This window comes from Cyclobacterium sediminis, from assembly GCF_054781075.1.
This window is the reverse complement of record NZ_BAAGVC010000003.1, coordinates 275175-290889: the sequence shown is the minus strand read 5'-3', so window position 1 is coordinate 290889 and position 15715 is coordinate 275175. Positions and strand designations below refer to the sequence as shown.

Below are 15715 nucleotides of genomic sequence, written 5' to 3'. Positions count from 1 at the left end.
TTAATATTTAAAAAGCAGAAAGCTTCTGTTTGATCTTGATCCATAGTCTTTCTTTCAAAATGGTATATTTATCCCTGTGATTGGTTTTTTTAATGGGGTGTTTCTTTTTAAATACAAAGTACTGGTAATCTTTTTCTTTATAGAAAAGAGGATAGGTATCCATTTTTTCAAGGTAGAAATCATTAGAAGAAAGCTTACTAACCAATTCTCCGCTGTCTAAAGGTTGGTCGATCACCTGAAGCTTTTGAGGTTCATTGGCAATCATCCATTCCAGAAACCTTGGAGATGGAATATGGATGAAAATAAAAGTATCTGAATGGCTGTGATTTTTTATGGTTTCAAACAAAGCGAAGTGATCTTCAACAGGGATATGTTCCAATACATCCGGAAACACAATGACGTCAAAAAGTAGGTCTGGTTTGTGAAAATTTTTCATATCAGACACTTCAAAACGAAGGTTGTCTAAACCTTTCCAGATGGATTTTGCCTGCTCAACACTTTCTGGACTGATATCCACAGCAAGCACTTCCCCCTTAGGGGTGTTTTTTGCAATTAACTGACTGACTGTACCAATTCCACACCCCACTTCCAATACGCTATGATTCGGTTGGAGTCCGGCTTTTTTTAGTTTAGAAATAATACTCAAGTGCCTGGAGTTTACTCCTGTTTTGATTTGCTGATTGGCAAATTGATCATAAAATTGGGCAACGTCTTTAGTCATTTTGGTCAGTAAGGTCTCGTTTGGAATTCATATTTTTGTATACAGCAAAAAGTAATGATAAGACGACTAAATATTGTACTATCACAGCTACCATTTCCCAGTTATAATAAGCACTTGGCTCAAAACGCATTTCCACTGTATGCTCTCCTTCAGGGAGTACAAGTCCTCGCAATAAATAATTCACCCTTAAAATAGGTGTTTCCTGCCCATCTACAAATGCTTTCCAACCTTTTGGGTAAAATATTTCTGAGAAAACAGCCAAGCCAGACTTCTCTACAGATGCTTTATAGCTAATGGCATCGGGAGCATATTTATCTAGTTTGATGGTACCATTTCCGGCACCTAAGCTTTGATTGCCATTGTCCTGTGCATTATAAGTGGCTGTTTCTTTGGTATTAATTTCTGCCAATGTTTCTATCTCCTCCTCATTTGAATTGGTGTTGATTATATTTTCAGGAAACCAAGCAGGACCATTGGCCTCGGGGTTTAGGAATACAGCATTTTCAGCCTTTCCAGCCAAAAGGTATTTGGTGTTTAGCATATTTAATCTTTGAATGCTTTTATAGTCAAAATTTCCTTCTTGGGCTTTCTTGACAAACCCATTGATTTCCGAAAGAAGAATTCGATCAATTAAATCACCATACCTACTCATTTTAGCGCCATGGTATCCTCCGATGCTATTGAAACGGTAACTCGTTCGGGCATCATTGAAAGGGTTTTGAATGTTTAAAACGCGAAAATAACCCTTGTCCGCACTTATTTTGTTGTCTGCAGGAGTGGCAGCGAAATGTTGTTCACTAGGGTCTTCAATAAAGCTATCCCCATCTAAGTAGCGACTATTGACTCCCCAAAGATCTATCAATATTGTCAAGCCTATACCTAAAAGTGCATAGTTGATTTTTAATTTATTATAATAGACCAAGCCTAATAGTAGGGCTGGTATTAAAATGAAGATTGCTGACCTAAGTGCATCCGACATCAATAGGCTTTTTCTATCAGATTTCAGCGCCTCCATTAGCCAGTCAGGATATCCGGGATTACCTGCGGAAGATTGGTAACCGGCCCACGAGGCAAAAACAACTCCAACTAGAATTAATCCTATAGTTATACCTGTACCAATTAAGAAGGGTTTTAAACTTTCTTTCTTACCTATTCTCTCCACCACATTTTCCAGACCTATGGCCCCAAATAATGGGATTACAAAAAGGGTCATTCCCAAGGCCATGGATACAGCTCTAAACTTATTGTATCCCGGTAGATAGTCAAAGATCGCAAAGTTAAACCATGCAAGGTTTTTACCCCAGGAAAGCATTAGGGTCAGGACTACCATCGACAGGAATACATTTCTATACAGTGGAGGTGAAAAGATTATAGCCAAAATAAATAGAAAAATCATGACTGCGCCGCCATATATGGGGCCTCCTGTAAATGGTTGATCACCCCAATAGGTGGGAGCGCCATTGAGAAACTGGTTTACTTGTGCATTGTCCACCCCATTGGAGCGAAGGGCTTTCTCTGAAGCAGAGTTTTTAGGAACTTCTCCTTGGGATGCCCCACCAAAGTAATTAGGGATAAGCAAAGTGAAAGTTTCAAGCTTTCCATTGGACCAATTGAAAGCATATTCCTTGTCCAGACCGGTGTCATTTTGTTCAGCTATGGGAAGATTACGCTCCCCTCTAATAGAATAGGCTCCATATTCCAATACTGAACTTAGTCGGGCGGCATGGCCCATTGCTCCGATTACAGCTGCCAATAGCAGCATAGCGGTAATCTTTGCGAAAGCCGGTAATTTTTTTTGTTGATAGGCAATGACCAGTTGGCCTATGCCATAGACAATGACCAATAATAAAGTGTAATAGGTAATTTGAAGGTGGTTAAACTTCAACTGTAGCAATACTGCGAAAGCGGTGATTACGATGCCCAGTAGCTTTTTGCCATTGAAAGCCAGGTGTACACCTGCCAGTAATAAAGGGACAATACCTATGGCCCAGATCTTGGCATTGTGTCCTGCCTCTAAACTCAAGAAATTAAAGGTGTTGAATGCAAAGGCCCAAGCCCCTATTATGGCAATATAAGGTCGAACTTTGAAACAGATGAGAAGCAAGTACATGGAGACCATTCCGAAGAAGAGGGCACTAATGGGATGTGGAAGCCCGAAGGTCAATACCTTGATTAAGAAATTGGTAATATCCCCTTTTGGGTCTAGGTGAATCAAATAGGCCGGCATTCCTCCAAACATTCGATTGGTCCAAAGTGCCTGTTGCCCGGTGCTATCCTTATAGTCCAATATTTCTTTGGCGGAACCTTCCCATTGAAGGATATCAGTTTGAAAAATCATCTTCCCTTCAAATACAATGGGGGAAAAATAGAGTACAACGATCAGGTAAAAGGAAGAAATCGCTAAAAAATGAGGCAATACATCTGCTTTAAAATCAAACTTCATGGTCTAATCGTCTGGAATTATGTAAGGTTTATATTCAATACGCAAATTAACAAAAAACACCGGATAATAGTAAATGCCTTTAGGTCTGCCTGAGGTTAAAGTTCAATAATTACAAAATTTAGACTTCGATAGAATCGATGGCCCGATATTTAATTAAGGATGGGTCGGTTCTGTAATTAGGATGTCGTGCCAAGTCAATGGTTTTCAATCTTGTTTGATTTATCAATTATTGAATAAAATTGGTCCCATTGTAAGATTTCGTAGTCCTTGCCTGCAATAAAAATATTTTCAGCCATGGATTGGCCCAAAACAGAGACAGGAATTCCCCTGTATTTTCGCAAGTTTCCTATTAAAAATGGTTTGAGTAGTGGGAAAACTTTTAAGACGATTGCCTGAGATATCCCATACCTATTGGTTGGAGTTAAAATCATAGAAGGTTGAAAGATGCTCAATCGGTCAAATGCCAAAGCCTTTAAAGCTGCTACCAACTCACCTTTTGCTCGTAAGTAGAATGAACTAGACTTTGGGTTTATACCCACGGATGCCAATAATTCAAAATGTCGGACGCCACTTTTTTTGCATGCCTTCGCAAACTCCAATACTGCTTCTTTATCGATCTTTAAAAACTCCTCTTTACTAATCTTACTTGGTTCTCCTACACCCAATGTACAGATTGCAATGTCATGACCAGGAATAAATTCTTGGTAGCTATCGGGTTTGCTTACATTTATTTTGTGTTGATAAACATTGTCTTTTTTGATGCCTGAAATGGGAGTTCGCCCAAGCAAGGTCAGTTGGTGTACATTGTTATTGGCCAACAGGGTCTTTAATGCTTCTGAACCTACCGCACCGCTAGCACCTAAAATGACAATCGAATTGGTGTTGGTATTGTCAGTCATGATTTACAAAGTAAAATTGGATCAATGATTTCTTTATTTAGCTATGAGCAATATAGTTATTTTAGAATAGGGAATTTAAGTCGGCCTTAGCCTAGAATACCTAAAAGATAGGTTTTGAATAATTGATTTGGCAATATAACTTTTTCATCTTCCCTAAGTAATTTGATAATGCTCTTTTACTAAACTGTATTTTTTGCTTACCCATTTTGTTTTCTTCTCAATATTTCTATTGATGACATGAGATTATTGGGTGTGGTCGCTTAGGAATAAAGTTCAAACAAGTACCTTATATAATTAGGCTTAGGCGTTTATATAATAAATCCTTCCAAAGGATCGTTGTCAGATTTAATTTATATTGAAGGAAATGAAAATCAAAGGCTTATTCTAGTTGACAAGGATTGGTTAAGATTGTATTAATTGATTATTCCTTGAAAAAACTTCCTGCTTATTGTCAGGTTTTGGTTCATTCGATAGCGCTAAAGTGTTTGCTAGACCTTTGTGACCATTGTTACTGTTGCCTAATTTGTTCTGCAGTACTTTTGGGTATAAATTAATGACATGTTAAAACAATACTTTCCCATATTACAGTGGCTACCGGGCTACAAAAAATCTTATCTTTCCGGAGATATAGGAGCAGGTTTGACGGTAGGTATCATGCTAATTCCTCAGGGGATGGCCTATGCAATGATTGCAGGTCTACCGCCTGTTTTTGGACTTTATGCTTCTTTGATCCCCCAGGTGGTCTATGCCATTATGGGTACTTCAAGGCAATTGGCCGTAGGTCCGGTAGCCATGGATTCTCTTTTGGTTGCTTCAGGCCTTGGGGCACTTGCCCTTTCAGGCATTGACGAATACATTGCCATGGCCATTTTCTTGGCCATTTTTATGGGACTTATACAGTTGGGGCTGGGCTTATTGCGTATGGGGTTTTTGGTGAATTTTTTGTCAAAACCTGTCATTAGTGGTTTTACCTCTGCAGCAGCCATTATCATAGGTTTGAGTCAATTGAAACATCTTTTAGGTACTGAAATTGAGGGAAGTAATCAAATTCATGTTTTATTAAAAAATGCCATAGCTACAGTTTCTGATACCAATTGGATTGCTTTGTCTATTGGTCTCTTGGCCATTGTGGTAATAAAATCTATCAAGCGTTTGAATAGCAGAATACCAGCTGCCTTGGTGGTGGTGGTATTGGGTGTGTTGACCATTTATTTTTTTAATTTAAATGAAGAGGGGGTTAAAATTGTTGGCGATGTCCCCAGTGGTTTGCCATCATTAAAGGTACCTGCGTTTGAAATTTCCAGAGTTTCTGAGCTCCTACCTATTGCCCTGACACTTGCATTGATCGCTTTTATGGAAGCCATATCTGTTGCCAAAGCCATCGAAGAGAAGCATACAGATTATAAGGTCGATTCCAATCAGGAGTTAATCGCCCTAGGGACAGCTAATATTTTAGGATCTTTTTTTCAATCCTATCCTACAACCGGTGGGTTTTCTAGGACGGCTGTCAATGATCAAGCCGGAGCGAAAACAGGCGTGGCACCGATGGTAAGTGCTTTGGTGGTCGGCTTAACGTTATTGTTCTTAACACCATTATTTTATTATTTGCCCAATGCGGTATTGGCCGCCATTATTATGGTGGCAGTTTTTGGGCTAATTGACTTCAATTACCCAATAGAGCTTTTCAAGAATAGAAGAGATGAGTTTTATCTCTTGCTTGCAACTTTTTTGATCACCCTTACTGTAGGAATTAAAGAAGGCATTCTGCTTGGGGTATTAATCTCATTATTGTTGTTGGTTTACAGAACCTCAAGACCACATATTGCAGTTTTGGGTAGAATTAGAAATACGGACTATTTTAAAAACATAGCCCGTTTTCCGGAAGATACCGAAACGTTTAGGGATATTCTAATTATTCGATTCGATGCTCAGTTGTATTTTGGAAATAGGGAGTATTTCAAAAAAGAATTGCAAAATCAGCTTGACCTTAAAGGAGAGGAAGTAAAATACATCATCCTGAATGCAGAGGCGATCAATTATATTGACAGTAGCGCCATTCATATGTTGCGTCAGATTATTCAGGAATTTAATAATAAAGGAATTAAGCTCTTGGTTGCTGGAGCTATCGGTCCTGCACGAGATATCTTTTATAGCAGTGGGCTGATTGAAGCTATTGGAAAGGATAATTTTTTCGTCAAGACCAATGAAGCATTAGAACATTGTAACCCTAAGCATCAAAAATCAGCCATTGAAAACAGGATATCTCTTCAATCTAAGACTTAACTCCGGATTAGGTCTTAGCATTCGAATTGAGGTGAAAATGCAAAGAAGGTTAGGCGATGTTGCATCTGAGCCTAATCTGCAGACAGAAATTTGTTAATGCTGCTTTAGAACTACATCATCTCATGAAACGAAGTAAATTTGCCAAAAAACACTGACTATAAGCGTTATAATGCATTGGTAAACTTGATTTTAATAAAGGTTAAAAATTCCTTTGGGATGGTGAATCAAACCATTTGTTATTTAAATAATACCCCAGAGAAAGCTCATGACTGTTGTTGGTATAATTGCTTTTGCTGTTAAGGTTGAAATCATAGGCATAACCCATTCTGAGTTCTTGGGTAATGAAAATATCCATTAGCAAGGCAAGGGCTTTCCTATTGCTTCCAATATCAGCAATTGCAGCTTTATTTTTTATGAATCCTGACCTGAAAGAAGTGCCTATCCAATAATTTTCTCTTAAAAGAAACATTGCATTTATGTCAAAACTTGTAGGGCCATTCAATTCCTCACGGATTAAAAGTGAAGGTTTAAGAGAAACTCCATCTGACAAGGGCAAGAGTGCTCCCAATTGATAATAAAAATGGTAATTATGGGTGGCAACTGCCAGGTTTTTCTTTTCAAGAATATTTTGCCCTACTAGATTATAAGCACTTAAACCTGTAAAAAACTGAGGTGTATGAAAAAATATACCAAGATTTAAATTGGGCGTGATGGCATTTATTTTACCTTGAGGTATGCCGGGATCACTGGGGTCATCAGGCAGGTATTGACTTGCATCTAGGCCATAAGAAGCAAAACCTGAACTAACCCCCAAGCTTAGATAGCTACTATAGGTCAATTGCACACTGTAGGAGTACGTAAGGAGTAAGTTCTGGATATTACTGGCTCCGAATTTGTCTGAATTAATTTGTATGCCGAAACCCATGGTTTGCTCCATATTTCCGATATCTGCGGCAACGGAAAAAGTTTGTGGAGCTCCTTCAAATCCACTAAACTGACTTCGGTAGGTAGCTTGTACAAAAGGGTCAATTTTGTATCCTGCATAGGCAGGATTAATGTGAAGAGGATTAAATACGTATTGGCTATACTGAGGAAGTTGTTGTGCTTGAGCAGAGGTTAATGCAAAGAGAACACTAACGGTTATAAGAATGCTATGTAAGGTTATTGGTTTCATATTTTATTTAATCACTTGTACCCAGCCCTTGTATTGTTTCTCTTTCTTATCAAAATTTACGCCTTTAACTTGATAATAATATGTCCCTGGCAATAAACCTTCAGCATACCAATCGTTTTGATAGTCAGTGGAAGAAAAAACGATGTCTCCCCATCGATTAAATATCACCAACTCTAGTCGTTCATACCTATGGGAGGCTCTAATTACAAAAGTTTCATTTTTACCATCTCCATCAGGTTTGATTACATTTGGGATAAATAGTGGAAGAATGGTTTTTACTTCAATAGAAGTGTTGTTTTCGGGTAATACATCTTGTCCGTCTGCACTTACCTCAGCTCTATTCCTGATCCTTCCATCAGCAATAGCCTTTACTGTTAGGGTGATGGTGAGGGTGGCACCCACTTCAAATTGGGGTACGTTCCAAACCAATATATCTTCTTCTTGAGAAAAACTAGGGGTAGAAAGTAACCCTTCAGCATTCAACACTGCTGATTCGTAAGCCAATTGTGCCGGTAAAAAGTCCACAATTCGAACATTGTCAGCGGGGTCAGGTCCGTTGTTGGTAACTATTATTTGGTATTCGAAAGAACTGCCATCATTGACTGTGGAATTAAAGGAGGTTTTTTCTATGGCCAAGTCAACCATCTTAGGCCTAACCTGTAACTCTTCACTTCGAATCGTTTGGTCGTAATTTTCTACCTTTATATTGACTTCATTGGTATAGTTTCCATCTATTGTTGGCATTACAGACAATCCCAACTCCACGGTTTCTCCATCGGTAAGATTACTTATTTCCCATGTGTTGGAAGTGCTTAATGAAGGTGTGGAAGAAAGAAGCATCAGCTCTTCAGGTAATAGTTCAGTTAGAATTATGTTTGATAAAGTGAAAGTACTGGTGTTTTTTAACTTAATGATATAATTTACTATATCACCCGGCAAAGCCTGTGTCCTATCAAGCGTTTTTTCTGCATCAATAGAAATTCCTATGATGGTTAAGGTAATATTGGCCTCACTGCAATTGTCAGGAACATCTTTTTGGCAAATGTTGTATCGAATAAAGTAATCTCCCGGCGGGATGTCTTCAGGGAGTTTTATTATACCTTCAGGGTCCAAATTGTAATCCAATGAAACAACATTCCCATCTTGATCAATAATGCTTAAAACGTTGATTTCTACATCTTCAGGGACGATCGGTTTATTTTTCAGGCTGTCATTCAATAAAATTGAAGGCAATGAATGGAACTCAAAGTTTATTAAGGGCCCGAAAACATCATTGTTAGCCATTATAGGTGCAGTGGCCACTTTAATGGTTATTTCATTGCTTATATGATCTCCACATATCTCATCGGAGACAGTTCTCCTAAAATTTGTGGTCTCAATAAGTGGGTTTGGAGAGTAATTCTTTTCTTTGGCATCCTCAATAATTTCCCAGTCTGATCCTACTGTTTTAGCTTCCCATATAAAAGTGAACTTTCCCGAAGCTCCTTGTGGTTCAGTACCAATGATTTCTTCTGGTATTTCCATCTGGTACAAAGACTGTTCACCGGAAATAGTATTATTGCTTACCTGAGAATAAACAAATACTTCTACTGCTAACCTTTCATCCGAAAGGCAAGTACCATTGGATTGGGTGGCATAATAAGTCATGCCGTTTTGTAGAACTGTCTCCTTAGGAAGTGTTTCTTCTCCAAGGGGGGAAGTATGCCATTGGATGTTTGTACCTTCAACTTCCAGAGCAGCCAAGGTGTACTCGCCTGGGCTGCAAAATTCCTGAACAGGCTCTCCTTTTGGGGCCTCAGGAACCTCAGTCAAATTTATAGTAACAACTGTGCTTTTTTCACCTGAGCATATCCCGGTAATTGTGTACTCAAAAGCATAGGTGCCGGTGGGCAGTTCCTCCGATGACCAAACGTTTTCAATTAAATTTCCACTATTGGTGATTTCTTCCCAGCTTCCATAATTGTCATATGGTCCGTTCAGATAATCAAATAAGTTTATAATTTCCCCTTTACAAATATCCACTTCCTGACCTGTTCCTGATTCAGGGTTTAAACTTGCAGCGTCAATAGTAAATTCAAGAGTTTTATTTACACAAGACTCCGGGTTGTTATCACTGATTCTAACATAGTATGTGCCGGAATTGGTTGACAAATTAAAGGAGGGGAAATCAAGACGAGAAGTATTACTTAATATGTTTTCAGGTGCCCCTTCTTTGTACCATTCAAATTGAAGAAAATCCAAATTTTTAACTAAAAGTGCCCCATCTTCTCCTTCGCAGAGATTTTCCGGAATGATTATAGGTAAATTTTCACCTTTTACTTGTACAGAAGTATTAGTTAAATTCCCACAGGCATCTTCCAATTGTAGCTTGTACCTACCGGACTCAAGCCCCTTAAATAAGGGGTCTTCTCCATTGTCAAGGACAAAAGGTAAGCCGTCTTTTTCAACAATTTTATAAGTTATGGGAAGGTAGCCATCTGCATTTACAGAGACCTCATAATTGTCTCCACTGCATTTAAATGTATTGATACTATTAAAGGTACTTTTCTCTTTGATTTCGAAGGTTTTTAATGTCTCTAAACAATAGGTGATTTGGGGCCTGTTGAGCATCATGTCTTCCCCCATTTTCCAGATGTTCAATGATTTTACTAACCTTAATGTTCCAGAATAATTTTGATTTATATTGGTAGCGCCATTGACCAATATCACTGCGTTTTCATTGGTCAATGGTTCCGAAGGGTTATACGTAATACCTGATTCGGGATGTACCCAGTTTCCGGATAATGGGTCAAGTTTCTGGATTCCGAATAAAGGAGATTGTCCATTGGTTGAATTGTCATCATGGTTTAAAAAAATATTGAATGCACCACAATTTTCAATGATGTCAATTTGGTTTTCTATTACCTCAATACCCTCAATCGTGACTTTGGTAAGGTGTGTAGTTTTGCAACTGGTATTAGATGTAAACTCATAATCTCCTTCGGGCAGGTTGTTCATGTAAAACCTTCTGGGATCCACATTGCTGATGTTGTTAGTAACATCTAAAGGCAAAGAACCACTAAAGGAAGATGGAGCTTTGGTTAATTCTACGGAAGTAAATTCAAAATCAAAGCTATTTAATTGGACTGAGCCCATGTCAGGACCACAACCTTTATAAACAGTAGCGCCAGGCCCACTTAATTTGTCCAATAGTTCTTTGGAGATGCTTGCAGAATGTCCACAGGCGTCTTCCAATGTAAATGCATAATTGCCGGTAGGAATAGGCATTTCTGTTGATCCGAAAAAAATATTTTCTTCGGTGAAAGGCCCCGGATATTGGGTGTTGAAAATTTCAGGGTCAAACCCATCGGGAAATTCAGTAAAATTTATAGTAAATGGAGCTGTGAAATTGGAAGGTTTAATGGAAAGTCTTCTTTTTCCACAAGATCCAGCACCCCATAATAAATCATTAGAAATTGTCAATTTTCTATTTATAGAATTACCCTCTAAAGTGGAAATTTGTCCGCAATTATCAGTAATTTTTAAATCATAAGTATATGCTTCGTCATAGAAGAACGGGAGTGTGTTGTAAAAAATGTTTTCTGACGGATCACCTGTACTGATCTCTATGTTAATTTCTTCGGTAGTTCCATCCGGTGTATAAACCAAATAAGTAACTTGTAGGGGGTAAGAAATATTAGCGCCGACGGACTTTACCAAGTGCCCAACATTAATTTCATTACAACTTTTGAGGGTGTTTTCAAACTGCTGAAAATTTTCATCAATGAAAAAGGTGGCTTTTTGAATCTCAAAGGATCGGGAAAGCCTATCTCCGCATTCATCCGTTACAATGATTGTATAAGCCCCTGCCAAAAGGTCTTCAAAAACAGGACTTTCTTGTGGATTCCTTTCTGAAGGGCCTAATAATTCAAACGATGCTGGAGCTCCTTCATTAACGACGACTTCTATATTACCCAATTCATTTTCGCACAGCGTATTTGAAATCACGGTGAAAGAAAGTGGGTTGAAAACAGAACTTAAAGTTTCCTCAATGGAAGTTTCTTGAGGATTATCATCAATTGTATAGTTTGCACTTATTTTATATAAGCCTTCACCAAGGCCTTCGAAGATCCCATTTTGGTTACTAGCTATAAGGTTTTCACTAGGAAGTTGAAATAAGCTGTAGACCAAATTCCCCGCATTGTCCACATTTTGAAGCAATGCTTTGATTTGACCATTTCCTGAACAAGATGGATCTTGTTTCTCAATTTCTAAACGGGGACTTGATTGTGCCATTAAATTGGCATGAAAACCAATACCTAGCAACAAAGAATAAATGAAGAGCACATTTTTAAAATGTGAAATGGTTATTTTAGTAATATTCATTAACACTGGTTTTACCTAGAAGTGTCATTTTGGACTTTATAATCTAATTATTTCAAATTAAACTGGTATTTACTTTTTGCAACAGGGTTAAACTGCATCAATAAAAACAGGTTAATTCATGTTTTGATTCAATGGGAAAGCATTAAATCGAGCTTCAGTTTCTTTGAAGCTCATACATTAACTGATAAGTATGAAGGCTTAATAAATGCGATTTATTTCTTATTTAATAATAACGAAAATAAATCGCATTTGGATTACACTGCTTTACTTTAAATATTTCTTTTCAACATTTATGTCAACACTATTGTTTTGCGAGTTGGTTGGACATTCATCAAAGTGTGTCAACAATTATAAGGCCAATAATAGTAAAAAATAGGGGGTGTTAAGCGAAAAAAGTTCACTTTAATTTAAAATTAGATAATATTGGCGTTAAATTGGGTTAATCTACAATATCTGTGTTAATATATCCGGATAGATTTGTTTTGTCTAAGGAATTAACGATTGCTTTTAATAAGGAAAGTACAAATTTGTCTTTTATTTTTGACTCAAGAAAGGTAGGTCCATAAATAGTTTGAGATCTCAGCAAAACTGTCATTATTTTGCCAAGAGTAACCGTGTCTTGGTCTTTTAATGAGGAAGGGTTTTGATAAAATCTTTCGGCTTCAGACTTCCAAGAGAGCCAATCAAAGAGGGGGACTAACCTTAATTTTAATACGGCGTCTAGTAATCTAACATGAATTCCGTTTAAACCGATACTACTTAATGTTGTGCTGCTTAAATCATGAATTCCATGAAATTTTTCAATTTTATAAAATCTCATTTCCATTTCTTGAATAAGATTTACCAAGGGCATTAGTTTCCTTCCATCAAGGCTGTTACAATGGTCAGAAAAGTTTCCAATAGGAATAAAAAGCGGAGTTTGGTCCTTTATCATTATTTAAATTGTTTGTAGTTTAAATGATAATTGTTTGATACTGTTTGATTTGAGTTTGTAAGTAACAACATTTTTTTGATCAATAAAATACCCTGATCAGGGTATTTTTGTATGTCAAATGCAACAATTTGCCTTTTCATAATGAAAAGCTAGGTTTTTTAATGATTTATATCAGAAAAACAACTTTTAATGAAGGAACGTATTCTTTTGGGGTATTAGATGTATATGCTTAAAAAAAATCTCTATTTTTGTTGATTCTAAACGAAAATGACATGTTCGATAATCTCAGTTTTAAATTAGATAGAGCTTTTAAGACCTTAAAAGGCACAGGAAAGATTACAGAAATTAATGTAGCTACCACTGTTAAGGAAATTCGGAGAGCACTGATCGATGCTGATGTAAATTATAAAGTGGCCAAAGAGGTTACTGACAAAATTAAAGAGGAGGCATTAGGAAGAGATGTGTTGATTGCTGTTTCCCCAGGCCAGTTGTTGGTTAAGATTACTCAGGAAGAGCTGACCAAGTTGATGGGAGGAGCCAAGGAGGAAATCAATCTTAAGGGAGATCCTTCTGTAGTGTTGATTTCCGGCTTGCAAGGTTCTGGTAAAACTACTTTTTCCGGAAAACTAGGGACTTATCTTAAAAAACAAGGTCGTCAAGTTTTATTGGTGGCCTGTGATATCTATCGTCCTGCTGCAATTGAACAATTAAAAACCCTAGGGGAGCAAATTGGGATAGAAGTTTATGCAGAGCCCGGTAATCAAAATGCCTTAGAAATTTCATCAAATGCCATTGAATACGCCAAGAAAACAGGTAAAAAGACTGTAATTGTGGATACAGCAGGCCGTTTGGCAGTGGATGAGGCCATGATGAATGAGATTTCTGCTTTGAAAGAAAGCTTGAATCCTTCAGAAACATTATTCGTAGTTGATTCAATGACCGGTCAGGATGCTGTCAATACTGCCAAAACCTTTGATGAGAGGTTGGACTTTGATGGTGTGGTACTTACCAAATTAGATGGTGACAGTAGGGGTGGTGCAGCTATTTCAATACGCCATGTTGTCAATAAACCCATTAAGTTTATTTCAACAGGTGAGAAAATGGAAAACCTTGACCTGTTTTACCCCGATCGTATGGCCCAAAGAATTTTGGGTATGGGGGATGTGGTTTCCTTGGTCGAAAAAGCTCAACAATCATTTGATGAAGATGAAGCCAAACGGCTTAATGCAAAAATTAGAAAAAATCAATTTGATTTTGATGACTTTCTTTCTCAACTTGATCAGATCAAAAAAATGGGAAATATCAAAGACCTTTTGGGTATGATTCCAGGCATGGGCAAAGCCATAAAAGGTTTAGATATTGATGACGAATCCTTTATTCCTATTGAAGCGATTATTCGAAGTATGACCCCGGATGAAAGAGGAAACCCCTCGATTATAGACGGAAGCCGAAGGAGAAGGATTGCTAAAGGAAGTGGGCGAACCATCCAAGAAGTCAATAATCTTATGAAGCAATTTGCTGATATGAGAAAAATGATGAAACAAATGAATAAAATGGGTGGTGCTCAAAAGGCACTGGGTGCCCTAGGAGGGAATATGAGAAGGAGGTAGATCTCCTAAAAAATATACACAATAAAAAAGGCTGAAAAATATTTTTTTTCAGCCTTTTTTATTTCACCAAATCTTCATTTTCAATGGTTAATAATGAAAAAAGCAGGGCCTAAGCCCTGCTTTTTTATATAGGTAAGCCGGAAAAGATTACTTTTTATAAGTAACAGATTTCACAGCATCAATTGTCCTTTTTACATTTGGAAGCGTTGCTTCAATATAGGTTGGGGAATAACTCAATGGCACGTCCATAGAATTTACACGTATAACAGGTGCATCAAGATAATCAAAAGCTTGTTTTTGGATGTTATAGGCAATATCTGAAGACAAGGCCGCAACAGGATTGGCTTCTTCCACAATTACACATCTGTTTGTTTTCTTTACAGAAGCAATAACGGTTGGGTAATCGATTGGTTTAACTGTTCTGAGATCTATAACCTCTGCATGAATATTGTCTTTTGCCAATTCATCAGCAGCTTGGATAGCTACCTTCATCATTTTACCAAAGGAAACAAGGGTAACATCATCTCCTTTTCTTTTGATTTCTGCAACCCCTAAAGGAAGTAAATATTCACTTTCTGGCACTTCACCCTTATCGCTATACATTACTTCTGACTCCATGAAAATAACCGGGTTGTTATCTCTAATGGAAGCTTTCAATAATCCTTTGGCATCATATGGGTTTGAAGGAACCACAACTTTTAATCCTGGGGTGTTAGCAAACCAATTTTCAAAATTGGATGAGTGGGTGGCGCCCAATTGTCCGGCATTTCCTGTTGGCCCTCGAAAAACGATGGGAACACTGTATTGGCCTCCCGACATGGCGAGCATTTTTGCTGCTGAATTTACCAATTGATCCATTGCTACCAATGAAAAATTAAATGTCATAAACTCTATTATAGGTCTAAGACCATTCATGGCAGCACCTACGCCTAATCCTGAAAATCCAAGTTCCGAAATAGGAGTGTCTAAAACACGGTCCGGCCCAAACTCGTCCAGCATTCCCTGGCTTGCTTTGTACGCACCGTTGTATTCAGCAACTTCTTCTCCCATAAGAAACACGTTTTTATCGCGTCTCATTTCTTCGGACATTGCATCCCGAACGGCATCTCTGAATTGTATTTCTTTCATTTATATACAAAATTTTCTATCCTCGTAAAAATAGAAAGGAATCTTTCAATTAACAAGTTTGGCATCTTTTAAAGGATGTTTTCTTATAATTAAAATTATCGGCCCACAAACTTTGGTAAATTCATAAGTAGCTAACACATTAATTGATAGGTAGGAGA

General features: G+C 37.7%; 9 protein-coding genes. 2 read left to right on the top strand and 7 right to left on the bottom strand.

Annotated features, from left to right (window positions below; all coding sequences use genetic code 11):
- Positions 1-7: 7 nt before the first annotated feature.
- The 3 genes from ACYVHJ_RS03535 to ACYVHJ_RS03525 form a co-directional block, all read right to left on the bottom strand.
- Positions 8-721 (bottom strand): class I SAM-dependent methyltransferase, encoded by a 714-nt coding sequence (locus ACYVHJ_RS03535; protein WP_460512613.1) that lies wholly within the window; start codon positions 719-721, stop codon positions 8-10.
- Positions 714-3164, bottom strand: a complete 2451-nt coding sequence (locus tag ACYVHJ_RS03530; RefSeq protein ID WP_460512611.1) for a YfhO family protein — start codon at positions 3162-3164, stop codon at positions 714-716. Before ACYVHJ_RS03530 ends, ACYVHJ_RS03535 begins: the two co-directional genes overlap by 8 nt.
- A gap of 194 nt (positions 3165-3358) precedes the next feature.
- On the bottom strand, positions 3359-4063 hold the full coding sequence (locus tag ACYVHJ_RS03525) for a Rossmann-fold NAD(P)-binding domain-containing protein (RefSeq protein WP_460512609.1): 705 nt from the start codon (positions 4061-4063) through the stop codon (positions 3359-3361).
- 558 nt (positions 4064-4621) lie between these two features.
- Here ACYVHJ_RS03525 and ACYVHJ_RS03520 point away from each other — a divergent pair.
- Positions 4622-6346: a SulP family inorganic anion transporter gene (locus ACYVHJ_RS03520; RefSeq protein ID WP_460512607.1), complete on the top strand. Its 1725-nt coding sequence runs from the start codon at positions 4622-4624 to the stop codon at positions 6344-6346.
- 199 nt (positions 6347-6545) lie between these two features.
- Here ACYVHJ_RS03520 and ACYVHJ_RS03515 read toward each other — a convergent pair whose 3' ends face one another.
- From ACYVHJ_RS03515 to ACYVHJ_RS03505, 3 genes are all read right to left on the bottom strand, one after another.
- Complete coding sequence (locus tag ACYVHJ_RS03515) at positions 6546-7520, bottom strand: PorP/SprF family type IX secretion system membrane protein (protein ID WP_460512605.1); 975 nt, start codon at positions 7518-7520, stop codon at positions 6546-6548.
- Positions 7521-7523: 3 nt separating this feature from the next.
- A complete protein-coding gene (locus tag ACYVHJ_RS03510) occupies positions 7524-11885 on the bottom strand; it encodes a T9SS type B sorting domain-containing protein (RefSeq protein ID WP_460512603.1) in 4362 nt (1453 codons plus the stop codon).
- 439 nt (positions 11886-12324) lie between these two features.
- The gene (locus ACYVHJ_RS03505; protein WP_460512601.1) at positions 12325-12819 is read right to left on the bottom strand and encodes a DUF6508 domain-containing protein; all 495 of its coding nucleotides are present in this window, start codon (positions 12817-12819) and stop codon (positions 12325-12327) included.
- 272 nt (positions 12820-13091) lie between these two features.
- Between ACYVHJ_RS03505 and ffh the strand changes: the two genes are divergently transcribed.
- Positions 13092-14429, top strand: a complete 1338-nt coding sequence (gene ffh / locus ACYVHJ_RS03500; RefSeq protein ID WP_339905174.1) for a signal recognition particle protein — start codon at positions 13092-13094, stop codon at positions 14427-14429.
- Positions 14430-14576: 147 nt separating this feature from the next.
- Here ffh and ACYVHJ_RS03495 read toward each other — a convergent pair whose 3' ends face one another.
- Complete coding sequence (locus tag ACYVHJ_RS03495; protein WP_460512599.1) at positions 14577-15557, bottom strand: alpha-ketoacid dehydrogenase subunit beta; 981 nt, start codon at positions 15555-15557, stop codon at positions 14577-14579.
- Positions 15558-15715: the final 158 nt, after the last annotated feature.